Source organism: Mesorhizobium sp. BR1-1-2 (assembly GCF_020165435.1).
In the GTDB taxonomy this organism is placed as follows: Bacteria; Pseudomonadota; Alphaproteobacteria; order Rhizobiales; family Rhizobiaceae; genus Mesorhizobium.
Genome location: NZ_JAIUID010000001.1, coordinates 508,933 through 532,178 on the forward strand (window position 1 = coordinate 508,933; position 23,246 = coordinate 532,178).

26 protein-coding genes are annotated in these 23,246 nt (G+C 63.7%); 22 read left to right on the forward strand and 4 right to left on the reverse strand.

Going from position 1 to position 23,246, the window contains the following annotated elements:
- Positions 1-28 precede the first annotated feature (28 nt).
- Positions 29-760, forward strand: a complete 732-nt coding sequence (locus LB551_RS02515) for an SDR family oxidoreductase (RefSeq protein ID WP_140552295.1) — start codon at positions 29-31, stop codon at positions 758-760.
- A gap of 24 nt (positions 761-784) precedes the next feature.
- Here LB551_RS02515 and LB551_RS02520 read toward each other — a convergent pair whose 3' ends face one another.
- A complete protein-coding gene (locus tag LB551_RS02520; RefSeq protein ID WP_224658083.1) occupies positions 785-1,315 on the reverse strand; it encodes an imm11 family protein in 531 nt (176 codons plus the stop codon).
- Between the two features lie 172 nt (positions 1,316-1,487).
- Here LB551_RS02520 and LB551_RS02525 point away from each other — a divergent pair, with 172 nt between their 5' ends.
- The 14 genes from LB551_RS02525 (at position 1,488) to LB551_RS02590 (ending at position 12,592) form a co-directional block, all read left to right on the forward strand.
- Positions 1,488-2,615, forward strand: a complete 1,128-nt coding sequence (locus tag LB551_RS02525; protein ID WP_224658084.1) for a KamA family radical SAM protein — start codon at positions 1,488-1,490, stop codon at positions 2,613-2,615.
- A gap of 97 nt (positions 2,616-2,712) precedes the next feature.
- On the forward strand, positions 2,713-3,780 hold the full coding sequence (locus tag LB551_RS02530) for a helix-turn-helix domain-containing protein (protein WP_224658085.1): 1,068 nt from the start codon (positions 2,713-2,715) through the stop codon (positions 3,778-3,780).
- A 243-nt stretch (positions 3,781-4,023) separates the two neighbouring features.
- The gene (locus tag LB551_RS02535) at positions 4,024-4,986 is read left to right on the forward strand and encodes a helix-turn-helix transcriptional regulator (protein ID WP_224658086.1); all 963 of its coding nucleotides are present in this window, start codon (positions 4,024-4,026) and stop codon (positions 4,984-4,986) included.
- A gap of 202 nt (positions 4,987-5,188) precedes the next feature.
- Positions 5,189-5,494, forward strand: a complete 306-nt coding sequence (locus LB551_RS02540) for a hypothetical protein (protein WP_140556412.1) — start codon at positions 5,189-5,191, stop codon at positions 5,492-5,494.
- 287 nt (positions 5,495-5,781) lie between these two features.
- On the forward strand, positions 5,782-6,027 hold the full coding sequence (locus LB551_RS02545; RefSeq protein WP_140552289.1) for a DUF680 domain-containing protein: 246 nt from the start codon (positions 5,782-5,784) through the stop codon (positions 6,025-6,027).
- A 105-nt stretch (positions 6,028-6,132) separates the two neighbouring features.
- Positions 6,133-7,104, forward strand: coding sequence for an MBL fold metallo-hydrolase (locus LB551_RS02550; RefSeq protein WP_140552288.1), 972 nt, complete (start codon positions 6,133-6,135; stop codon positions 7,102-7,104).
- Between the two features lie 79 nt (positions 7,105-7,183).
- The gene (locus tag LB551_RS02555) at positions 7,184-7,633 is read left to right on the forward strand and encodes a tetratricopeptide repeat protein (RefSeq protein ID WP_224658190.1); all 450 of its coding nucleotides are present in this window, start codon (positions 7,184-7,186) and stop codon (positions 7,631-7,633) included.
- Positions 7,634-7,849: 216 nt separating this feature from the next.
- On the forward strand, positions 7,850-8,371 hold the full coding sequence (locus tag LB551_RS02560; protein WP_224658087.1) for a DoxX family protein: 522 nt from the start codon (positions 7,850-7,852) through the stop codon (positions 8,369-8,371).
- 111 nt (positions 8,372-8,482) lie between these two features.
- Complete coding sequence (locus LB551_RS02565; protein ID WP_224624322.1) at positions 8,483-9,079, forward strand: BA14K family protein; 597 nt, start codon at positions 8,483-8,485, stop codon at positions 9,077-9,079.
- Between the two features lie 277 nt (positions 9,080-9,356).
- Entirely contained in the window at positions 9,357-9,608 is a 252-nt protein-coding gene (locus tag LB551_RS02570; RefSeq protein WP_224658088.1) for a DUF680 domain-containing protein, read from the forward strand.
- A gap of 189 nt (positions 9,609-9,797) precedes the next feature.
- Positions 9,798-10,127: a DUF2934 domain-containing protein gene (locus LB551_RS02575; RefSeq protein WP_224658089.1), complete on the forward strand. Its 330-nt coding sequence runs from the start codon at positions 9,798-9,800 to the stop codon at positions 10,125-10,127.
- Complete coding sequence (locus tag LB551_RS02580; protein ID WP_023677295.1) at positions 10,124-10,273, forward strand: hypothetical protein; 150 nt, start codon at positions 10,124-10,126, stop codon at positions 10,271-10,273. Before LB551_RS02575 ends, LB551_RS02580 begins: the two co-directional genes overlap by 4 nt.
- Before the next feature lie 360 nt (positions 10,274-10,633).
- Complete coding sequence (locus tag LB551_RS02585; RefSeq protein WP_224658090.1) at positions 10,634-11,791, forward strand: sulfite oxidase; 1,158 nt, start codon at positions 10,634-10,636, stop codon at positions 11,789-11,791.
- Positions 11,792-12,244: 453 nt separating this feature from the next.
- Positions 12,245-12,592, forward strand: coding sequence for a hypothetical protein (locus LB551_RS02590; RefSeq protein ID WP_224658091.1), 348 nt, complete (start codon positions 12,245-12,247; stop codon positions 12,590-12,592).
- 181 nt (positions 12,593-12,773) lie between these two features.
- Here the strand turns inward: LB551_RS02590 and LB551_RS02595 are convergent, their stop codons facing one another.
- Both LB551_RS02595 and LB551_RS02600 read right to left on the reverse strand, forming a co-directional pair.
- Entirely contained in the window at positions 12,774-14,831 is a 2,058-nt protein-coding gene (locus LB551_RS02595) for a TRAP transporter permease (protein WP_224658092.1), read from the reverse strand.
- 86 nt (positions 14,832-14,917) lie between these two features.
- Positions 14,918-15,907 carry a TAXI family TRAP transporter solute-binding subunit gene (locus LB551_RS02600; protein WP_140552280.1) on the reverse strand — a complete coding sequence of 330 codons (990 nt, stop codon included), beginning with the start codon at positions 15,905-15,907 and terminating at the stop codon, positions 14,918-14,920.
- Positions 15,908-16,246: 339 nt separating this feature from the next.
- Between LB551_RS02600 and minC the strand changes: the two genes are divergently transcribed.
- From minC to LB551_RS02620, 4 genes are all read left to right on the forward strand, one after another.
- On the forward strand, positions 16,247-17,092 hold the full coding sequence (gene minC / locus LB551_RS02605; protein ID WP_224658093.1) for a septum site-determining protein MinC: 846 nt from the start codon (positions 16,247-16,249) through the stop codon (positions 17,090-17,092).
- A 176-nt stretch (positions 17,093-17,268) separates the two neighbouring features.
- Positions 17,269-18,084, forward strand: a complete 816-nt coding sequence (gene minD / locus LB551_RS02610) for a septum site-determining protein MinD (protein WP_140500139.1) — start codon at positions 17,269-17,271, stop codon at positions 18,082-18,084.
- Positions 18,081-18,353 carry a cell division topological specificity factor MinE gene (gene minE / locus LB551_RS02615; protein WP_140500137.1) on the forward strand — a complete coding sequence of 91 codons (273 nt, stop codon included), beginning with the start codon at positions 18,081-18,083 and terminating at the stop codon, positions 18,351-18,353. The genes minD and minE overlap by 4 nt, the downstream gene beginning before the upstream one ends.
- A gap of 340 nt (positions 18,354-18,693) precedes the next feature.
- Entirely contained in the window at positions 18,694-20,160 is a 1,467-nt protein-coding gene (locus LB551_RS02620; protein ID WP_224658094.1) for a hypothetical protein, read from the forward strand.
- A 369-nt stretch (positions 20,161-20,529) separates the two neighbouring features.
- On the opposite strand, the gene LB551_RS02625 is transcribed toward LB551_RS02620, so the two are convergent.
- The gene (locus tag LB551_RS02625; RefSeq protein ID WP_224624332.1) at positions 20,530-21,066 is read right to left on the reverse strand and encodes a DUF6428 family protein; all 537 of its coding nucleotides are present in this window, start codon (positions 21,064-21,066) and stop codon (positions 20,530-20,532) included.
- A gap of 42 nt (positions 21,067-21,108) precedes the next feature.
- On the opposite strand from LB551_RS02625, the gene LB551_RS02630 reads away from it, so the two are divergent.
- The 3 genes from LB551_RS02630 (at position 21,109) to arsK (ending at position 23,177) form a co-directional block, all read left to right on the forward strand.
- The gene (locus LB551_RS02630) at positions 21,109-21,462 is read left to right on the forward strand and encodes an ArsR/SmtB family transcription factor (protein WP_224658095.1); all 354 of its coding nucleotides are present in this window, start codon (positions 21,109-21,111) and stop codon (positions 21,460-21,462) included.
- Between the two features lie 82 nt (positions 21,463-21,544).
- Positions 21,545-21,928, forward strand: a complete 384-nt coding sequence (gene arsC, locus LB551_RS02635; RefSeq protein ID WP_224658096.1) for an arsenate reductase (glutaredoxin) — start codon at positions 21,545-21,547, stop codon at positions 21,926-21,928.
- A gap of 10 nt (positions 21,929-21,938) precedes the next feature.
- On the forward strand, positions 21,939-23,177 hold the full coding sequence (gene arsK, locus LB551_RS02640; RefSeq protein ID WP_224658097.1) for an arsenite efflux MFS transporter ArsK: 1,239 nt from the start codon (positions 21,939-21,941) through the stop codon (positions 23,175-23,177).
- Positions 23,178-23,246 lie beyond the last annotated feature (69 nt).

Sequence of the window (23,246 nt, forward strand, 5' to 3'; positions counted from 1 at the left end):
GCAGTCCATCCTGAAGACGGAGGTTCCCATGGCATCGCTCAAGGGCAAGAGAATTATTGTCGTCGGAGGCAGTTCCGGCATAGGGCTCGGCGTAGCGGCAGCCGCACTGGAGCGCGGCGCGGAGCTGGTGATCGTCGGCCGCTCGGGCGAAAAGCTCAAGGCCGCGGAACGGACGCTCGGCCCGGGCGGTCGCGTGCGAGGCCTTTCCGCTGATATGACTGATGAGGCGGACATTGCACGGATATTCGACGAAACCGGTGCCTTCGACCACCTCGTCTCGACGGCCGGCACGCCGCCGCCCAACGACCCGATCGGCCAGACCGACATGGACTTCGTGCGGCGCTTCGTCGACAACAAGCTGATCGGCGCCGTGATGCTCGCCAAACATGGCGTGCGCACGCTGAAAGCCGGAGGGTCCATGACCTTCACGTCAGGCATCAACAAGGACCGCCCGCCGGTTCCCGGCGGCTCGGTGGTGTCCGCGATCGCCGGTTCCTTCAGCTATTTCGCCCGGGCGCTGGCGCTGGAGTTGGCCCCGACGCGCGTCAACATCGTGTCGCCGGGATGGGTCGACACGCCGATGTGGGACGAACTCGTCGGTGAGGCGAAATCCGGTTTTTTCGCCGGCATGGCCGAGCGCCTGCCCGCGAGGAAGGTCGCTACGCCCGCCGACGTCGCCCCTGCCTATCTCTACCTCATGGAAAGCGAATTCACGACCGGCGAGACGATCCGCATCGATGGCGGACAGAACCTGATCTAGTTGGCATCGCAGGGCCGTCAAACGTCACCCATCGATGCGGCGCCACCTGGGTTTGAACGATACCGTCCGCAGTCCGGCGTCGCGCACGCGATTGACGAATGTGTCATTGACGAACACCGGGGACGCGCGCATCGGCAGCTTGAAAATTTCGGCGGTGCCGATCTTGTCCGCGTCGAATTCGTATCGCTCGATCGCGAGAATGGCGCCGTCATCAAAATAGACGATTCCGGACCGCTCCTCGTCCAGCGCATCGATCACGGTGGTCACGTTGAACAGCCAGACCTCTTCCCCGCGCAACGGGATCAGCTGTCCATAGGGCAGCAGATATGCCTTCAGCGCATCGACGGCAGGCTTGCGCAAAAGCGGGGCATGCTCGCCAAGCCAGGGGAAGTCCGAATAGTGGGGGTCGCCCTCCGACACGCGGCGCATGACCGGTGGATCCCAGTTCTCGAGGGGTGTTCCGTCAAGGGAGGAGAAGACCTCGTAGTAGGCGTCGTCGAGAGGAAGCACCCATTCCTGGCCCTCGACAACCGCGAATTCGTAAATGGTCGTCATGGCCGGCGTTCCCAAGTTCAGTCCCGCTTCCGCTTCTGCGATTCCATCGGGGTCTTCTCCGCGGCATTTTCGAGAGCACAGACCCTCCTTGCTACACGGGGAAGGCGGGCGCAAGGCGGTTGACCCGGCAGGCCATCCGGCCGATAGGTCCGCCAAAGACCTCGAGAACCCCATGACCACACAGCTCCACGATGCGACGACGGCCGAAGCTGAGTCCGCTTCCGATGCCGACGTCACCTGGCAGGACGACATCCGCGCCGGCGTGCGCCATGTGCGCGATCTGGCCGTGCTGCCGCTGTCGCCGGGCGAACGCGCGGCGGCCCAGGAAGCAGCCTCCCGCCACAAGGTGCGTATCCCCAAATCCTATCTCGACCTGATCGACTGGGAAGACCCCGCCGATCCTATCCGGGCGCAGGTCATCCCGTCTCCCGACGAGCTGGTGACCGGCGAAGGCGAGCTCGACGACCCGATCGGCGACCACGCCTTCAGCCCGGTGCCCAGGCTGACGCATCGCCATGCCGACCGGGTGCTGCTGTTTCCAACCTATCAATGCGCGGTCTATTGCCGCTTCTGCTTCCGCAAGGAGTCCCTGACCTCGATCGGACGCGGCTATACGCGCGAAGCCCTGGAGCCGGCGCTCGCCTATATCGCTTCCCACCCCAAGATCCGCGAGGTGATCCTGACTGGCGGCGATCCGCTCTCGCTGCCTGACAAGGCGCTCAGCGAAATCCGCGCCCGCATCGAGGCGATCGCGCATGTGCGGCTGATGCGCATCCACACCCGCGTGCCGGTCTCGCTGCCTTCACGCATCACGCCAGGGCTGATCTCTGCCTTGCAAGGCCGGCTGATGATCACGGTCGTCACCCATTTCAACCATCCGCGCGAGATCACCGATGCGACCGAGGCGGCCTGCCGCGGCCTGCGGCAGGCCGGTTTCGTGCTGCTCAACCAGAGCGTCCTGCTCAAGGGCGTCAACGACACTGTCGAGGTGCAGGAAGAACTCTGCCGCGAGCTGATGTACCGCCTGGGGGTAAAGCCCTATTACCTCCACCATGGCGACCTTGCGCGCGGCATGGCGCACCGCCGCACCACGATCGCCGAAGGCCAGGCGCTGGTGGCCGCGCTGCGCGCGCGCCTGTCCGGCATCTGCAATCCGGTCTACGTGCTCGACCTGCCCGACGGTGGCGGCAAGGTGCCGATCGGGCCGGATTACGTGGAAGACTGCGACGGCGGCAACTGGCGCATTCGTGGGCAGGATGGAGAGGTCAGGGAATACACCGAAGTGGTGAGCCAGCTCTGAGCCGACATTTCCGGCGGGCGGCCGTGCAATCAGGCGTTGTCGCGCCCCGGCATAAATGCATATTGTGAGCGGTTCGCGGATTGCGGGGGCATGGCGGGTGGCAGCAGCAGACAGCAGTCAAAGCGTTGTGCCGCAAAGGCAATTCGTCGACACCGGGGTTCAGCGCTGCGTGCTGGACACGGTGGGCCTTGCACCCCGGCAAGCCGTTGCGTTGTGGCAGGAGAATATCGGCCTGCTCTACGACGTTCGCCTGCGCAACGCCGGCGATGACCGGTTTCATTTCCACGCCGATGCCTTTCATTTCGGCGAGATCGTCCTCACCTCGTATGGGTGCATGGCGCAAAGCTTCGACCGCTCGCGCGCCCGGATCGGCCGCGACGGCCTCGATCACATCACTGTGCAGGTCTGCCTGCGCGGAAGCCATGGACGGCGCGATGGCGCATCGGATGAAAAGGCCTCATCCGGGGACCTGATCGTGGCCGACCTGGCACAGGCCCAGTCGACGGGCACCTCCGATTTCGACAGCCTCAACCTGACCATGCCGCGCCGCCTGCTGGCGCCATTCTTGAAGGCGCCGGACGAGCACAATATGCGCATCATTTCCGGCAACGCACCGTTGGCGGCGCTGTTGCGCGGGCATCTTGTGGGCCTCTACGGGGCCGCGCCCGCAATGAGCCGTCAGGACGCCGAAGCGGTGATCGGGCCGACGCTGGAACTCGCCGCCGCGGCCGTGAATTCGGCTGTGGCGGAGGAGAACGCCGCTTCGGTCCACCTGGCGCTTACCGGCGAGATCCGTCGCCACATCGACGCGCATATCCGCAGCCGGCACCTCACCGCCGAGGCCATCGCTGCCATGTTCGGCATCTCCATGCGCAAGCTGTATTACCTCTTCGAGCCTCATGGCGGTCTTTCCAGATATATCCAGGAGGAGAGGCTGCGCCGCTGCCGCGCCGAGCTCGCCGATCCCGGCCGCCGGCACGAAAGCATTGCCGAGATCGCCGGTCGCTATGGTTTCGGTCACCGCAAGAGCTTCGTGCGCGCCTTCCGCCGCTCCTTCGACATGACCCCGCGGGAGATGCGGGCACATGCCGCCCAAGGGCGCAGCCAGTCCCTCGGCCATGGCGAGAACCGCACCATGTGGCACTGGATCCGCGAACTGCGATAGAGGCGGCGTGCCAGCCGAAAGGCAAAATGAATCAATGGGAAAGCGGTGTTCGATCAGCAGGTATGTGAAGAGCCTTGCCGTGCTCTCCGGCGCAATTTTACCGGTCGATTTTGCAGCAGCGGCCACATTCCTTGCGCCTCGTGCCACATTTGCGCGGAGCTTCCACATAAGTCTTGAAATGCCGCCGTTGCCCGCACGAAAAAGCGGTTCGCTGTGAGGTTCTAAACGGGGGATCGAACGCCGGTGGCGACCGAGGACAATGTCATCGTCCTGTCGACAGACGAGTTTTCGGACCGCGACCGCGAAGCCGCCGTGCGCGAGTTTTATGGCCGCATCTGCATGCGGCTGGACCTTGCGCCCCTTGAACGCGGCGAGTTGCGGCTGAGCGCCTCCACCACCATCCTGCCAGGGGTGAGCGTGGCCCACGGGCAGGTCGCGCCCATGGCCTGGGAACGCACGGCCGCGCTCCAGCAGGACGCCAATGACGACGTGGTGGTGTCCTGGATCGCGGGTGGGTGGCGTTTCGATACGGCAGGGCACGAGGCGGTTGAGACCTCGCCCGGTGCGCCCTGCATCATGCCGATGGACCGGAGCTGGCGAGCGAGGGCGCCGAACGGCGACTGGACGATCTGCGCCCGATTTGCCCGATCGATGCTCACTCCTCTCCTTCGCCATGTCGGCGATCTCAGGCCGGATGCCATCAACCCCGGCACGCCTGAAGCGCGGCTTCTGCTGGCCTATATCGAGGCGGTGGCGCGTGGGGCGATCAGCCCCGGTCTGGCACCGCTGGCCGCCCAGCACATTGCCGATCTCTTCGCCGCGGCAGTCGGCGCCAACCGCGAGGTCGACGAGGTGGTCGCCGGTCGCGGCGTTCGCGCGGCCCGTATGCATGCCATCAAGCGTTACATCGAAGAGAACCTGCACCGAGCGCGGCTCTCAGCAGAGACGGCGGGCCGGGGGCTGGGGCTCAGCCCGCGCTACATCAGGCGCCTTTTCGCCGAAGAGGGGCACGGCTTTTCCGACTATGTCATGCAAAGACGGCTGGAGCGGGTCCACCGACAGCTCGCCAGCCCGCTTTTTTCGGCAAGGCCGATCGCCGACCTCGCTTTCGAGGCGGGGCTGGTCGAACCCTCGACCTTCTACCGGCAATTCCGGTCCCGCTATCGCATGACCCCATCGGAGGTGCGCGCCGGCCGCGCGCCATGAGACGCATGCGGCCGCGCCGCTCACGCATGGCAAGCCGGTCACCTGTTCCGTCGGTGCCACTTGCCTGTGCCGCCAGTGCGACACGCCTTTGTCCCGGCGCGGGCATGGTCGCGCCGGCGGACGCGGGTGCAACGGCATGCGCGGGAGCGGGGGTGGGCGGCCAGGCCTCCGTGACATCGGAAAGCTGGCCCTGGAGATAAAAATGCGTGCGGCGAAAAGATTGATACTGGGCATTACGGTTTTCTGCGCAATTCTTCCGACCGAGGTCTTCGCGGCCTACAAATGCATGAACCCGGCAATCTGCAGGGCGGTCTGCGGCAGCGAAACATGCGGCAAGATCGCCGCGCGCGATCCCGACATGAAGGCACTGGACCTGTCCAAGGGGGCGGCCGGGCAGATCGCCGCTTCCAGCAGCGGGTCTTCGTCCGGGACCAGCTCCAGAAAAACCTACACCTGTTCGAATCCGGCGATCTGCATCGCGGTCTGCGGCAAGAAGACCTGTCCGTAACCAGCACGGGCTCGGCGTATCATTGGAGGCGCCGGCGCGCTGCGCCGGCGCCTTTCGTGCGTGCACGCGGTTGGCGTGCCGGAAGGCAGCGGCATTCCCAGCCTGGTTCCTCTCGCTGATATTCGTGGGCGAGGAACACCAGTCCTGTGGCCGCCGAGCCCCTGATTTTCTCCCTCAAAAAAATCTCATCGCGCCCGGGAATAAAGCGCGGGGCTGCAGGGTCTTCACTGTAGCGGGGCCAAATCTGACGGCCCGCGCCGAGGAAACGAAACAAGGACCTAGCCAAAATGACCAAGCTCGCACTCAGCGTGGCTGCCATGATGCTTGCCTCGAGCGCTGCCTTCGCCGGCAGCGATCATGGCGCCAACAACGCCAATCAGCCGGTCGCTCCGGTCGACACCAATGCCACCGGCTCTATCCCCTACACGGCACGCCCCAATGGCGTCGACACCAGGATAAAGACGGGGCCGAGCCAGGGGTCGGTGCAGGACATCATCACCAGGCACAACAACGACAGCCTCTGGGGTCGCTGAAGTCATGGAGCGGAGTCGGCCCCTGGGTACCGGCCTCTCTCCGTCGTTCCTTCCAGGACTTTGGCCATTCGCGGCTTTAGCCACCACCTCGAACAGGAGATCACCATGTTCACCATGACACGCCGCACAGTGCTTGGCACCGCCGCCGCTGCTGCCGCCTTCGGCCTTGCCGGCAAGCTTGAATTCATCGGTCCGGCCTTCGCGCAAGCTCCGGTGGAGCCCACCGTCGGCTTCTACAGATACAAGGTCGGCGATATCGAGATCACCGCCATCTATGACGGCATCTGGCGCAAGCCGCACGACCCGGCCTTCATCAAGGATGTCTCGGTCGAGGACACCAAGGCAGCACTCGCCAAAGCGGGGCTGACCACCGACTTCATGCCCATCCCGCTCACTGTCGTCGTGCTCAAGATGGGCGGCAAGCTGATCATGATGGATGCCGGCTCGGGCGTCGGCCAGTGGCAGGCCAATGCCACGCATCTGCCGGCCAACATGGCCGCGGCCGGCATCGACTACAAGGCGATCGACACCGTCATGATCTCGCATTTCCACCCCGACCATGTCTGGGGCCTGATGGAAAAGGGCACCAGCGCGCCGGTGTTCCCCAATGCCGAGCTCATCGTCAATGCCACCGAATACAAGTGGTGGACCGACCCAAGCCGGCTGGCCAAGCTGCCCGAGGGCCGCAAGCCGGCGGGCAAGCGCATCGCCGAGAACTTTCCGAAATGGAAGAACTGGAAGCTGGTCGAGGACGGCGCCGAGGTCACGCCTGGAATCCAGATCATCGCCGCGCCCGGCCACACACCAGGCCATTCTGTCTACCTGGCCAACTCCGGCAAGGAGCAGATCATGATCTCGGCCGACACCATGTATGTGCCGGCGCTGCTGGCGCCGCATCCGGAGTGGCAGGGCGCTTACGACCAGGACGGACCGACGGCAATCGCCACGCGCCACAAGATCATCGACCGGGTGATATCGGACAATATCCGCATTTCCGGGTCGCACTTCCCGTTCCCGGGCACCGGCACCTTCGTCAAGGACGGCAAGGCATACGGATTTACTCCGGTCCAGATCTGAGCACGAGCTTCCAACGCAAGCGAGAAAGACAATGAAACGATCCCTTTTGAGCAGAAATGCCCTGTCGGGCAGACATGCAATGTTCGGCCTGCTCGGCGCCATTGCCGTGCTGACCGTGCTTCCCGTCGCGACAATCATGCCAGCCTATGCGGTCGACGACATCGAAGGCGCCGACGCGCCGGATCTCACCGCCATCAAGGCCAAGATCGATGCCAAGGACTATTCCGGCGCATTGGCCGAGCTGCGCGATCTGGCGCAGGACACGCAGCAGGCGGACGTCTACAACCTGCTCGGCTTCACCCTGCGCAAGACCGGTGATTACGAGACCGCGCTCACCTACTACACCAAGGCGCTGGAGCTGAAGCCCGACCACAGGGCCGCCCGCGAATATCTGGGCGAGCTTTATGTCGAGACCGGCGAGATGGACAAGGCCAAGGAGCAACTGGCCTCCCTGCGGAAGCTGTGCCCGGCCGGGTGCGACGAGCTTTCCGACCTGCGGCAGGCCATCGACACCAAGGTGACGAAGTAGGACCTTTCCTCTCTCACGGGATGGGAGAGCTGGCTCGGCGAAGCCGAAACGGAGTGGGGGCATTGGCAACCGAGCTCGCCCCTTCGTCCATCACCGTTGGGCGCTCGTGGCTGGCGCGCTTTGCCGGAGCCGGCATCCTCTCCCTCGCGCCGGCTCCGGCCTTTTCAACATCAGGCGCTTGGCGCCTGCCCGTGCCAAAAAGATCGGAGGCTGACCATGACATTGACCGAACGCTCCGCGAAGCTGCAGGATCTTGCCGCTAAATACCATGTCGGGGACGTGGGCCTGCTTGCCGGCCGCCTGCTTCTGTCCCTCATCTTCTTGCATGAGGGCGCAACGCTGGCCGCCCATTTCGACGCCGCCGCCAGAGCGATGGCAGCGCTTGGTGTCAACCTGCCGCTGTTTGTCGCCACCGTCGCGTTGCAACTGGGGGCAGGGCTCTCCATCGCGTCAGGCCTGCTGACGCGGCTTGGCGCCATCGCGCTCGGCCTGTTCTGTTTGGCAACGGCCATGCTGTTCCACACCAATTTCGGCAGCCAGAACGAACTGCTGCATTTCGAAAAGGACCTGGCGATATCGGGCGGCATGTTGGTGCTGGCCGTTGCCGGCGCCGGCAGGGTCTCGCTGGACCGGCTGTTGGCGCTCCATCTGCGGCAGCGCCTGCGCGGCGAGGACATGCCGGCGGCGCTGCCCCCAGCGGAGAACCAATTGCCAGTGGACGTGAAGCCGCCGGTTTGAACGGCGCCGCCCTCGCACGCCCCCAGCGGAGCGCCGCGCCTATTTCCCGCGCTTTGCTGGAACCAGCCTTGACCCCCCGCATTGCTTTAGCAGGGGCTCAAGGAGCGCGGCGTGAAAGCATTGTTGGGACTTGCCTGCGGTTTCGTTTTGACCCTTGCGGTGTTCGGTAGCGGCCTGGCCTTCGCCGTCTGGCTAATTACCGCGAGCCCGCCGGGCCAGGCACCGGCCACCGTCAGCATGGCGGAGCTTTGGACCAAAACGGCGCGGCCGGTGGACAAAGCGGCGCAGAATCTCGAGCGCCTGCCGGCCGAGCAGCTCGCGCCCGCTAATATCGAGCCCAAGCGCCAGGTCGGGGAGACCGACCCCACCGCCACCGGCGCCATCGCGCCCGCCACGGCCGAACTGCCGCAGCCGCATATCGCTTGGTGCGCGAGCCGCTACCGCTCCTACCGGCCGCAGGACAACAGCTACATGTCCTATAGCGGGCAGCAGCGCCCCTGCATCTCGCCCTATCTCGACGCCGACCGTGCCGCGCCGTCCGCCGCCGAGGCCAGCTACGTCGAGGAAAACGGCACCGGGCGGGGCGCCTATGCGGCCGCCGGGGATGACGACCATGTCGCCTCCTGCTTCAGCCGCTACCGCTCCTACCGCCCGGAAGACAACAGCTACCAGCCCTATTCCGGCGGACCGAGGCGGCAATGCCAATAGCGGGCGCTGCGCTTTCCGGCTGCATTCCACGCAAAATTCCACTCCGGCAGCGGTTTCTACCACGCCGCCTACCACGCCCGCACAAACACCACGCCCTTATCAAGCCGCCAACAGCGCAACAACGGACCGAGACGGTCGTGCGCTGAACGACCTGTCACTGCAAGATCCAGTGGGATCGCGGTTGGCCGGTTTCGCCTGAAACAACAAACACGGTCCCATGAACGCGGGCGGGCGGCGCGTTGGGGCCAAATGTCAACTTCAAAAGATGGAAACCGAAATGAAGAAGATCGTATTGACCGTTGCCTCGTTGTTGTTCGCCTCCGGCATGGCTTTTGCCGGCAGCGACCACTTCGGCTCCGACTTCATCCCTGCCGCAAACAGCTATCCGACCACCCACGCGATGATGTCGGGCGGTGCCAAGACGGCTGTCCCGAGCGTGACGAACAGCATCACCGACAGCGCGATGGCGGGGAATTCGACCTCCGACATGCCTGCACCGGGCTATGGCCAGGGCATCTGGGGACGCTGACAACAAAACCGGCCGCCACGGCCGGCATCCAGACGGCGGGCAGACCCGCCGCCTGGATCATTTCGCACGGTGACCGGGCTCTGCCCGGCACCATCCCAACCTCCACCGCCCAAGCTCGGGATCACGCAAATTCTTTGGATCGTTCGGACGCGCGCGGCGTTCAGAGGCTAGGCAATGGAGGATTTGAGAATGGGCGACGAACGGCATGGAAAAATCCAGGAGCGCGCCTACCGGATCTGGGAGCGCGAAGGCGGCGGCGACCCCGAGCAGCACTGGCATCGGGCCGAGGCCGAGATCGACAGGGAGCTGTCGATGGCGGCAGGCAATGCGCCGCCGCGCGAGATCGCCAGCACCGACGTGCTCACGGTCGAGGAGCTGGCCATGCGCACCGGCATATCAGGCAAGCAGGCACAGGACCTGATCGACAGGCTGGGCAACGACCGCGCCGCGATCGAACAGGCAGCACTCGGGCTGAAGGGCAAGCGGCGGCGAAATCCCGGTCAGGGAGAGGCCAAATGATCCGCAAACTCAAGGACGGAAAATACCGGCTTTATTCGCGCAAGAAGGATGAGAAGACGGGCAAGCGACGGAACCTGGGGACTTTCGATACGCGTGAGGCAGCGGAGAAGCACGAGCGGGAGGTGCAGTATTTTAAACGGCATTGAGGAAATCGACTCGTTGGTCCTTTATTCTCGGCGTTGTCCCTGCCGCTCACAAAATCCAACCCACCAATTGTAGGCTGCATTGGATTTTGGAACACGATGCAGATCCCAATCGTGATGCGAAGATGCGGCTCTTGCCCTCGCCACGAGGACAGATAGGGCATATAGTTGAAGATCGCCGGCTCGGACCTGACAAGCCGGCGATTGAGAGCGGAGACGTCGCTACGGCGCGCTTCTAACTCGGGTTGGTTCACACGCTCTCATAATTGCCCGCCGCGGCCGGCCTCTGCTTTGCGCGATCCCGGTCGCTATTGCATCTATCACTGAAGGAGAACTGAGCTTTTCACTGGAGGAGAAGTCGTCATGCATTACCTTCCCAGACGTGAATTCATCGTTCAAGGCGGGGCAGCCCTCGTAGCGTTGGCGTCCTTTCAATCGCGGATTGCCTCTGCCTTTCCAAGCCGGGCCGGCGAGGAAGTCATCAAATGGCTCGATCAGCTGCCGCCGAACCCGGTTCCGCAAGTCATCAAAAATCAGCTGGTGTGGGAGGATCTCGATTCCTGGGTGACGCCCAACGACAAGTTCTTTTCAATCGCGCATTTCGACCGGCCGGTGATCGACGAGAGCACCTGGAAACTCGAAATCGGCGGCTCCGTCAAAAAGCCGACAACCCTGACGCTCGCCGACATCAAGGCTCGACCGCGCCAGGAAGTCACCTTCACGGTCGAATGTTCGGGCAATACCGGTCTGCCGTTTTTCAATGGCGGCATTGGCAATGCGCGCTGGGCGGGCACGCCGCTCGCGCCGATCCTCAAGGAGGCCGGAGTCCTCGACACTGGAATCGAAGTCGTCTTCTGGGGCACCGATAAAGGGGAAATCAAGCGGGCCGACGACGTCAAGTTCACGCAGAATTTTGCGCGCAGCATGTCGCTTGCCGACGCTATGGATCCCAAAAACATCCTTTGCTACGAGATGAATGGGTCCCCCTTGCCTCCTGACAACGGCTTCCCGCTGCGGCTGATTGCGCCGGGATGGTACGGGATCGCGAACGTCAAATGGATCAAGCGCATAGACGTGAACGATCAGCGCTTCGAGAACCGGTTCATGGGACGCGATTATGTCACGCTGCGCGAGGAAGACCATAACGGCGAGACAGTATGGGTAGAAACTTCGGTCGGGCGGGCGCGGCTGAAATCGGCACCGGCCCGGGTCACTCATATCGGCGATGACTACCGGATCGTCGGGGCCGCCTGGGGCGCACCGGTCGACCGGGTGGAGGTGAAGATCGATGACGGGCCATGGATGCCGGCGGCCATCGACGAAACCGACAAGGCGGACTTTGCCTGGAAACTATGGTCCGTCGACTGGCCCAAGCCTTCCGCCGGAGAGCACACCGTCACCTCGCGCGCGGTTGATACGGGAGGGCAGGTCCAACCTGCAATGGACGATCCCATCATCGCCAAGAAGCATACCTATTGGGAAAGCAACGGTCAGGTGACGCGACGTATCAACATTCACTGACTGGCGGGCAGTCGTATCAAACTGTCTGAGAGCGATGTGACCCCATGTCTTTGGCATGGGGTCGCCCACCGCCGGCCTGAAGCTGGCCAGAGACGATGCGATGACGACTCTATCGCAGCGCCAAGAGCGGTGTTTAGCGACCTGCGCGGATGCGGAGAAAACTTGAACGGCTGGCGTTCCTCGCCCTTCGCCGAGCCCGGTGGCCGTCACCGAGCTCGACTTCATGCACGACGAGGACGGCGCCATGCCGTGACCCAATGGACCAGCTGAAAGGAGTGCCGGAGCATCGCGACTGAAGGGCCCGACCGTGGCCCCTTTCGAAAGGAGAGTGAGATGATCCGAAAGTGCCCGGTCATGGGCAATTCGCCGTGCCTGAGGGTGGTAGTGCTTAGTGACTTCGGCCAACCGGGAGTCTAGGCTGGCATGCGTTTCCGTCAGCACGAAGACCGTCACATGCCCCGCTTTCTTGCCGTCTACACCATGAAGCCCGAAGACCTTGCCCGCTTTCGCAGCCTGCCCAAGCCCGAGCAAGATGCGATTGATAGCGTCGGCCTACAGCAGTGGACGGACTGGGAAGAGAGAAATGCCGCATCTTTCCCCGATCGCGGCGGCATGGTCGGCAGGACGACGCGCGTTACCAAGGATGGCATCGCGGACGCCATAAACCCTTTCTGCGGCTACATCGTCGTCGAGGCCGATACAATCGATGCCGCCGCCCGCCTGTTCGAGAACCACCCGCATTTCACCGTCTTCCCGGGAGACGGCGTGGACATCATGCCTTTCGTCACAGGCCCTCAATGACTTGAAACTTCGGCTACCGTCTTCTGATGTTGAAAGCCGTCTGTCAGCTCTCGGGGAACATTTCCCCCGCGGAACCGATCCTGGCGGTTCGCGTCAGGTTCAGGCTGAAAGCAAGCTGACTTCCTGAAGTCCCCCAAACGTTCCCGGCCCCCTCGGGGAGGGATCGTTGGGGCGGCGCTGATCAAGCTGGTCGCGCCTCTTCGACGTTGCGCGCACTCCAATGGCGCGAGATGACGGGAATGATAAGCACCAGGCCGAGTAGGGACGAATAGAGTTCGGGCGCCACCAGAAGCAGGGCGGCCAACACCAGCAACACGTTTTCCCATGGCCGGGTGCGCACCAGCAGGTAGCGCGAGAGGGCGGCGCCCAGGCAGGTGATGCCGAGCGCGCAGCCAAAGAAGGCCAGGAGGAAGTTCGGCCAGGTGAAATCTTTCGTCACCAGCAGAAGCGACGGCGAGAAGACAAAGACAAAGGGCACCAGCGCCTTGCCGAGCCCGAGCCGAAAGGCAGTGTTGCCGGTCTTGAATGGATCAGCTCCCGCCATGCCGGCCGCAGCGTAGGCAGCCAGCGCAACCGGCGGCGTGATGTCAGCCAGCAGGCCATAATAGAAGACGAAGAAGTGGGCGACGATCGGCTCGGTGCCGAGCATCACCAGTGCCGGTGCGGCAATCGTCACCATGATGATGTAGTTCGCTGTCGTCGGGATGCCGCAACCCATCAGGATGCAGACCACGCCGGTCATGATCAGCGTGAACAAAAGGGTCAGCCCGTGCGTCGAGAAGATCGCCTCGGGGACAAAGGTGCCGAACAGCAGCGACAGATGGCCTGCCGTCGATGTTACGATGTAGGACAGCTTGAAGCCGACGCCGGTCAGAGTGACGACGCCGACGACGATGCCGACCGTGGCGGCGGCGGCGCCAACGGCGAGCGCATACTTGGCGCCGTCGCGCAGGCACACCACGATGTCGGCGACAGACATGCGCCGGCGCGGGTTAAACAGGCCGACCAGGATGCACAGGGTAATGCCCCAGAAGGCAGCCATGTAGGGCGTATAACCCGCAAGAAGCACGCCGATCAGGACGACGAGTGGGATGATGGTCGGCCAGTCCCGTTTCAATGCCTCGACCACGTCCGGCATCTCGTCCGGCCGCAGTCCGCGCAAGCCGGTGCGCTTGGCCTCGAAATGCACCTGCATGAACACGCCGAAGAAGTGCATGAAGGCCGGCACTATCGCTGCCAGAATGATGGTCGTGTAGGGCAGTTCGAGGAACTCGATCATCAGGAAGGCGGCGGCTCCCATGATCGGCGGCGTCACCTGCCCGCCGGTGGAGGAGGCCGCCTCCACCGCGGCGGCGAAATGCTTCTTGTAGCCGAGCCGGATCATCGCCGGGATGGTCAGCGAGCCGACGGTGACGGTGTTGGCGACCGACGAGCCGGAAATCATGCCAAATAGGGCCGAGCCGAAGATCGATACCTTGGCCGGACCGCCGGCGTAGCGGCCGGCGACCCATGCCGCGCAATCGAGAAAGAGCTGGCCGAGACCGATGCGGGTGGCGAAGACGCCAAACAGGACGAAGTGGAAAACGTAGGTGGCGACGACGCCGAGCGCGATGCCGTAGATGCCTTGCGTCGTCAGGTAAAGGTGGTCGACGAGCTGGGAGACGGACGCGCCGGGATGCACCAGGATGCTCGGCATATAGGGGCCGAACAGCGCATAAGCCATGAAGAGGATGGCGATGATGGGCAGCGGGATGCCGACGGACCGGCGCGTCGCCTCCAGCAGGAGCAGAATGAGAATCAGGCCGAGCACGACGTCCGTCGTCGTGGGGTTGCCGACGCGGAAGGCAAGATCGTCGAGCGGGATCATCGGCACGTGCAGGACCGCAACCACCGCGGCAAGCGCCAGCAACCAGTCGAAAACCGGTATGCCGAGCGGCCGCAGAAGGCTGGATTGGGCGGGCTGGTCGTAGCCCTTCTTCACCAGAGGGAAGACGAGGAAGATCAGCGACAGCACCATCGACAGGTGGATGCCCCGGTGCAGCATCTCCTGCAGCAAGCCGAAGCCAGCCGTGTAATAGTGAAACAGCGACAAGGCCACCAGAAGGAAGCCGACCAGCCAGCCGGCGGCCCGGGTCAGCGGCCGGAACCGGATCTCGGAGTCGAATTTCTCCTCCAGTTCGCGAGCCTTTTCCTCGTCGAACTCCATGCCGGAAAGCCTGATCTTGTCGTCGTCGCTCATAGCCGGTTCCGTATCCTGAATCCCCAGACGAAGGAGGCGGAAAGCACGCCTTCCGCCTCGTTATCGCCAGTCTGTCGGGTGGCCGCTTATTTCAGGGCGCCAACTTCCTTGTAGAATTTCTCCGCGCCCGGATGGAACGGAATGCCGGCGCTGGTGACCGCGTTCTGGAGCGTGATCAGCTTGCCCTTGGCATGACCAGCCTGCAGCGCCTTCTGGGTCTCGTCGCTGTAGAGCGACTTGACGATCTTGTAGATGAGGTCATCACTCTGCTTGGCGCTGGTCACCCATTGCGCGGCGACCGAAATGGTCTTGGTCTCGCCGACATTCTTGTAGGTGCCCGCCGGCACGATGTCGGTCGAGAAGAACTTCTGTTCGGACAGGAGCTTGTCGGCCTCGGGGCCGGTGATCGGCACCAGCGTGATGTTGTTGGTGCTGGCAAGCTCGACGATGGCACCGGTCGGATAGCCGCCGACGAAGAAATAGGCGTCCATGGCGCCGTCCTGCAGGCGCTCGCCTGCCGGGCCGGGCTTGAGATATTCGGGCTTTACGTCCTTCTCGGTTAGGCCGTAGGCGCCGAGCACCAGGCGCGCATCAACGATGGTGCCGGAACCCGGCTCGTCGAGGGAGACGCGCTTGCCCTTCAGATCCGCCACCGTCTTGATGCCGGCGTCAGCGCGCGCGACCAGATGGATGGTTTCGGGATAGAGCGTCGCAATGAGGCGCAGATCCTCTACCTTGGGCTTGCCCTCGTAGAGGCCGGTGCCCGAATGCGCCCAGTAGGCGACGTCGGATTGCGTGAAGCCCGATTCGGAAGCGCCCGACTGGATGGCGCTGATGTTGGCCACCGAACCGTTGGAGGACGTGGCGCTGGCAACCAGGCCCTCGACGCCGGCCGGCCCCGTCGCCGAGATCGCGTTGGCGATCAGCCCGCCCACCGGATAGTAGGTGCCGGACGTGCCGCCGGTGCCGATACGGAAAAAAGCCTGCTGCGCGCGCGCCGGCGAAAACCCTGCCGCGGCCAGCGCCAAAGTACCCGCGCAGACGGAAAAGACGCGACGATTGATCGAAACAGTCATACTACCTCCCGGTCAAAGGTCGGCAGGATGTTGCATCAACCCAAGGATTGTCAACCTGCGCGCGTGCCTTTCGGGAGGGGATAGGTCGTCGCTGGCGGTGGCCCCCGCTGTTGCCGGCCTTGGTGCATTTTGAGATCTAGCTTGTCGATTGAACGGCGGTAATCCGCTTGCTGATGCGGCGCTATCAGCACATTCCGCGTGTTGTCAGCCGGCATCCGCAACCGGCGGTTAGCCGACCCTCCAATTTCTGGCGGCTTCCAAGGTGCCAGCCGTCTTTATTAACCATTTGTTAACCATTCGGCCGGCACCCTTTAACCATTGAGTAAGGATTCGCCAGCCGTGACCTTTGCCGCTCCCCTGGAGACCAAATCCATCCGCTTTCGCGCCCGTTCGTTCGTCGCTTTCACGCTGACGCCGGAGGCGCCCATCGGTGCTTGGCTGGAGGGGCTGGATCATTGGATCGGCAATTCGCCGGGTTATTTCTCCGGTCGGCCGGTGGTGCTGGATCTCAATGCGCTGAAGCCCGGGTCCGACGAGATCGCGGCGCTGGTCGCCTCGCTCGGCGCGCGTGGCATCCGGGTCTATGCCATCGAGCTCGAAGGGGCCTCGCTCGGGCCCGAGCTGCCGCCGCTGCTGACCGGCGCCAAGGAGGCCACTTCAGATGGCCTGCTGGCGCAGCCCGGCCGCAACGGCAAGGCAGGCGTGGCGGAAGAGGCCCGCAAAACGGAAGCGGAGTCTTCGGAACGCGGCAAGGAAACGGGCAAGCCCGACGAGGGCAAGGCCGAGGCTGGAAAGGTCAAGGCGGCCAAGCCGGTCAAGACAGAACAGGAAGCCGGTGCGGCGGAGCCGGTGCCGGCCGGAACGCTCATGGTCAAGTCGCCCCTCCGTTCGGGTCAATCGATCTCTCATCCGCATGGGGATGTCATCGTGCTTGGATCGGTCGCTTCCGGTTCCGAGATCATCGCGGCGGGCTCGATCCATGTCTACGGCACGCTGCGCGGCCGCGCCATTGCGGGCTCGGAAGGCAATATTTCGGCGCGCATCTTCTGCCGCAGGAACGAGGCCGAACTGCTCGCCATCGACGGCTGGTACACCACGGCGGAGGACATGGAAGGCGCCTCGCGCGGCAAGCCGGTGCAGGCCTTCCTCGAAGACGGCGTGCTGCGCGTCGTGCCGCTGAACTAGGGCGCCGGGATGAAAACGCCGAACCAGTTCTCATCTTGTCCCACCGCGGACAGGACGCCGCCTAGCCCCGCAAGGTTGGGACCGGTTTCGCGTGGGATGATGGCAGGTTCCAACAATAGCCGTGCGACGCACGGAGCAATAACAAACGACAACATCAGGCGACGGAGGCTTTTTTCATGGGCAAGGTAGTGGTGGTCACCTCAGGCAAGGGAGGTGTCGGCAAGACGACCTCGACGGCCGCATTGGGGGCCGCGGTCGCCAGGACCGGCAAGAAAGTGGCGCTGGTCGATTTCGACGTCGGTCTGCGCAATCTCGACCTGATCATGGGCGCCGAGCGGCGCGTGGTGTTCGACCTCGTCAATGTCATCCAGGGCACGGCCAAGCTGTCGCAGGCGCTGATCCGCGACAAGCGCGTCGACACGCTGTTCCTGCTGCCGGCCTCGCAGACGCGCGACAAGGACGCGCTGACCGAAGAAGGCGTCGGCGAGGTGATCGAGAAGCTACGCTCGGTGTTCGACTATGTGTTCTGCGACAGTCCGGCCGGCATCGAACGCGGCGCGCAGCTCGCCATGCGCTTCGCCGACGAGGCAGTCATCGTCACCAATCCGGAAGTGTCGTCGGTGCGCGATTCCGACCGCATTATCGGCCTGCTCGACGCCCGCACCATGCGCGCCGAGCAGGGCGAGCAAATCGCCAAGCACGTGCTGGTGACGCGTTACGATGCCGGCCGCGCGGCTCGCGGCGAGATGCTGTCAATCGACGACGTGCTGGAAATCCTGTCGGTGCCGCTGCTCGGCATCATCCCGGAGAGCCAGGATGTGCTCAGGGCCTCCAATCTCGGTTCGCCGGTGACGCTGAGCGATCCGCTGAACGCCGCCGCCAAGGCCTATATCGAAGCGGCGCGGCGGCTGGAAGGCGAAGACCTGCCGGTCGTGGTTCCCTTCGAGCGCAAGGGCTTCCTCGACAGGCTGCTCGGAAGGAGGGCGGCATGAACATTCTCGACCTCTTCAAGCGGCGCTCCAGCGCGCCCGTGGCGCGTGAGCGGCTGCAGGTGCTGCTCGCCTACGAACGCCGCAGCCGTGGCCAGCCCGACCTCGTCTCGGTGCTGCGCGAGGAGATCATGGCCGTCATCGCCAAGCACGTGCAGATCGACCAGGACTATCTGCAAATCTCGATGGACCGCGGCGAGACCATGTCGACGCTGGAAATCGACATCCAGATCCCCAACAAAAGCGCCGTGCCGCTGGCCATGGCGGGCTGACTTTTACCCCCCCTTGTGGGGAGGGTCGCTGCAAGCAGCGGGCGGAGTTGGCGCGGCGCTCCAGGACGAGCATCCTCCAGCGCCAGCGCCCTCGGTCCTACCTTCCACGAGGGGAAGTAGGAGCCCAGGATTTTCCGCATTCAGATTTCACCCAGAGATTGGGTGCGTCAATTCTGCAAAAAGACGGCCTCGGCACTGGTCGCCCGCCGCATCCCAACCCCAAATGTTCAACTTTACGCTCCCCCTAATGGGGGGCTTCCCCTGCGCAATCAGTGGATGTAAGCATACATATTAGCCAATTATTAAGTACTGAATGGGGTATGCGTAAAGGGCATTCGTTATGAATTTCAAGGGTCTGATCAAGCGTGCCGAAGACGTAGATGATGCACTCCAGGAGCTGCAGGCCGATCTTGCGGACGCTCTGGATGCCAGCCTCGATACCGAATATGACGCGCCGCCAGACAGCGGCTATGTCCCGGATTCCGCGCCAGGAGCCGAGGCCTCGGCACCCGAAGCCAATGCGGCAGAGGCGGATGGTGCGGATAATCCGGACGGCGCGGGCAACGCCGACGCCTCCGAAACCGCGCCACGACTGACGCCCCATACCCAGACCCGGATGGCGGCATTGAGTGCCTTCGAAGGGATGTTCCATGACGCCAGGGATTATCTCGATGAGATCAACGGCAAACTGTCGGAGATCGCGACCTCGCACCATTTGACGCGCGAATTCCTCAACATCCTCCACACCGACATTCTTCGCGCCAACGAGTTGGAGCTCGCAAACGGCGACCTGATCGCGGAACAAAGAACGCTGTCGGAAAAGCTGCACGACACGGGAAGAAAGCTGCGCGAGCGTGAAAGCGCCTGCGAATTGCTGCAACAGCGCGAGACAAGCCTGGTGCAGGACAGGGAGGCGCTTCGCGCAGCGCTCGCAGCGGCCAGGCTGGAACTTGCCGAGACAGCCAATGCGAGCGCAAAACGCGACGCGGAGTTCGGCGACATCGCCAAGCGGCTGACGGCCAGGGCGGTCGAGGCCAACAGGCGCCTGCGCGAGAGCAAGATGCTGCGGGAAAAACATGTCAGCCTGTCGATCGAGCTCGACAAGGCGCTGAAGCGGGAAACCCAGACGCGCCACAGGCTCGACGAGCTCTCGACGATCCATGCCAGCGAAGCAGCGCGGCTTACCGAACTGCTGGCCGCGCTCGGCAAGAGCGAAAAGGAGGAGATAAGGCTCCAGAAATCACTCGAGACTGCCCAGGCAAAGCTATCGGAAATGACCGAAGCGGCCAGCATGATGGAAGGCGACAGGCAAGCTGAACTCGCGCGCAGCCAGACGGAAATGCGCGGATTGCGTTCCGAGATCCAGGACCTGCAATCACGGCTGGAGCGGGCCTCGCACGAGAACAGCGAGGCCGCAGCCGAGATCGCCAAGCTCAAGACAGACTTGAACGACACCCTGGCTGAAAAGAAAATCGCCGATCAGAAGTTGTCCTCGCTCACCGACGAGAACGAAAACGACAAGACGAGCCTTTCGAAAGCGAACGCCAATCTTTCGCAGCTTGCGCTGCAACAAGCATCGGAACAGATACAGCTGGATGTCCAGAGGCAGGAATGCGAGGACCTCAAAGCTGAAATCCTGTCGCTCAATGCGCGGATCAAGGAATTGCTGCCTTACGAGCGGCTCCACAAGGCCACCAACGGCAGATCGCGCGAGGCCGACGTGGTCGACATCGCCGCCGTGGTGGCGGAGAAGGCCCGTGGAACGGGCAGGCGGCGCATCCGCAGGAATCTCCGCGCCACGCCGTAGCTCATTTCCCCCGGCATGGCCTCAGGTTCCGCTGCTGGCGGCGTTCCGCGCTCGCTGCCTTTCACGATGCGGGCTGCCGGCCAAAAGCCTCAACGCGATCACTCGGCCTCGAACGCCACCGCAGCGGAGGAACTCGAGCAGCGCCACCCGGCGCCGCGCTGGGGGGCAAATCGCTGAACTGAAAGAGCGGAAGGCCGTCTTGGCCGTCAGGATGGCGCCAAGCGATGTGCTTGGCTGCGAAAGGTTGAAGCGGTTCACCGTTTCACGGAAACGGCGAACCGCTCTAACTCTTTGATTTGACGCAATTCCCAAGGGAAAGCGCTACGCGCTTTTCCCGGGAAAACCGTGCACGTTTTTCCTGGAATTGCTTTAGCCGCAGCAAGGTTGCGGTCCGGCCGAAGGTCCGCAACAGGCCTTGGCTTTCCTCTCTTCCTCCAGCCAGCGGTCACGTGGCTTGCAGCTTGCCGGCCGCGGCGAAAGCTCGACATGCACCGCATCACCGGCGAGCCGGGGGAGCGCGGCGCGGTAGAGCTGCATCGGGCGCACGCCGTCGCTGACTTCGAAAGTGAGCTTGGCGGAATGGTCGAGGCCGACATGCTCCGTCACCTTGCGGATGATCGCCGAGAATTTCCCGGCCGGCATATGGGTGCGGTCCTCCTCGACGTCCCAGAGTTGCACGAAGATCTCGGCCCAGGATTCCGGGTTTGCACCGCAGTCCAGCGCAGCGAACTGGCCTGCCTTCACTTCGGTGACGTGATAGCCAGGCCGCACCGGCCGGCCGTCGTAGAAGAACACCAGCCGCCGGTCCTCGTAGCCCGCCAGAAACTCCAGCAAGCCAGCGATGGTGATGTCGCCGGGATCAACGACGTCAGCGGGTTCAAATTCCCGATTGTCAGAAACGAGCATGTGGGATAATCCTTGTTTCAACATTTTTAGGATTGTTGAAATATGAATGAACGTCAAGCCCTTTCCGCCTTTGCGGCCCTTTCGCAAGAAACGCGCCTGCGCATCCTGCGGCATCTGGTGATTGCCGGTCCGGACGGGATTGCCGCCGGCGCCATCGCCGAAAAAGTCGAGGTCTCGGCCTCGAATGTGAGCTTCCACCTGAAGGAGCTTGAGCGGGCAGGGCTGATCAGCGTGCGGCGCGATTCGCGCTCCATGGTCTACAGCGCGCAATATGACGCATTGAGCGGCCTCATCCGTTTCCTGATGGAGGATTGCTGCGCCGGCCGGCTGGAGATCCGCGCTTCGGCGTTGGCCGCAGGCTGCTGCCCCACCGATGTGAAGGGATCGGTTCAGTGATCGTCGCGCCGACAGCCTGGGCGATCATCCCGCTGCCGAAGTGGCGGTCCGAAATCCAACTTCTTGCCGTCGAGACCAAGCCATGACCGTCACGATCTACCACAATCCCGACTGCGGCACCTCGCGCAACACGCTAGCCATGATCCAGGCGAGCGGCGAGAAGCCTGACATCATCGAGTATCTGGAACATCCGCCCAGCCGGGACCGCTTGCGCCAGCTGATCGCCGCCATGGGAATTCCCGCGCGCGCCCTGCTGCGCGAAAAGGGTACGCCCTATGCCGAGCTCGGCCTGGGTGATGCCAAATGGACCGATGAACAGCTGATAGACGCCATGCTGAGGCATCCGATCCTGATCAACCGGCCGATCGTCGAGACGCCCAAGGGGACGCGGCTGTGCCGTCCGTCCGAACTCGTGCTCGATCTGCTCGACCATCCGGTGGCCCGCTTCACCAAGGAAGACGGCTAGGTGGTGATCCATGACCGTGGCATCAAGTGATCGAAGCCTTGCCGATCTCGAAGTCCCGGAGCGCTCGCCGCTGGCCGCCATTGCCGCCCTCGGCGTCACCCAGATCATCGGCTACGGCACACTGTACTACAGTTTCAGCATTCTCGCCGCCGATATGGCCAGGGATCTGGACTGGCCGACCGAATGGATCTTCGGCGCGCTCTCGGCGGCTCTGCTGGTTGGCGGCCTGACGGCGCCCTGGCTCGGAAACTGGATCGACCGCTTCGGCGCCGGCAAGATCATGACCGCCGGCTCGATCCTTGCCGCGGCTGCGCTCGCCGCCTGTGCCTACGCGCCGGCGGCCGGGGCCTTCGTGGCGGCACTGATCGTGCTGGAAGTGGCATCGAACCTGGTCCAGTACGGCGCCGCTTTCGCGCTGCTTGTGCAGATAAGACCGTGCGCGGCGCAACGTAGCATCACCTATCTCACTCTCATTGCCGGCTTCGCATCGACCGTGTTCTGGCCGATCACCTCGGCCCTGCACGCGCAGATGTCATGGCGAAGTGTCTATCTCGTCTTCGCGGGGCTGAACCTGCTTGTCTGCCTGCCGCTGCACGCCTGGCTCTCGCACGGGCTGGCCAGGAGCAGGCGCATGGCGACCGAGCCGCCACGGCATGTCCAGGGATCGCTTCCCGCTTCGGCGCGGCCGCTCGGCTTCGCGCTGATGGTCATTGCCTTCTCGCTGCAGAACCTGATTGGCGCCGCAGTCCTGGTGCATATGGTGCCGCTGCTTTCCGGGCTGGGCCTGGGGGCGACCGCCGCCATCGTCGGAACGCTGTTCGGGCCGTCGCAAGTGTTGAGCCGCTTCATCAACATGGTCTTCGGCATCAACCTGTCGCCGTTGACGCTCGCCATCATCTCGGCCGGCCTGATGACGAGCGGCGTCGTCGTGCTGGACTGCACGGCGCCGTCCGTCGCGGGCGCGATGGTGTTCGCCGTCGTCTTCGGCATGGGCAATGGGCTTTTCAGCATCGTCACCGGCGCCCTGCCGCTGACATTGTTCGGCAGTGCGGACTATGGCCGGTTGCAGGGGCGCGTCACATCGGCCCGGCTGCTCGTTTCGGCCGTCGCGCCGTTTGCGCTCGCCTTTGCCATCGTCCATGTCGGCATTGCCTGGTCGCTGGGGGCAATGGCGTTTCTGGGCGGCATCGCACTGTTGGTCCTGACAGCGATCACGAGACTGCCGAACGCGCGCAACGGCCGCGTCTGAGAGCGGCCGGCTCGTGCGTGGCCTTTCTTGCCCCATCGAGATGCCGGCCCTGCCTCACGACGAGCGGGC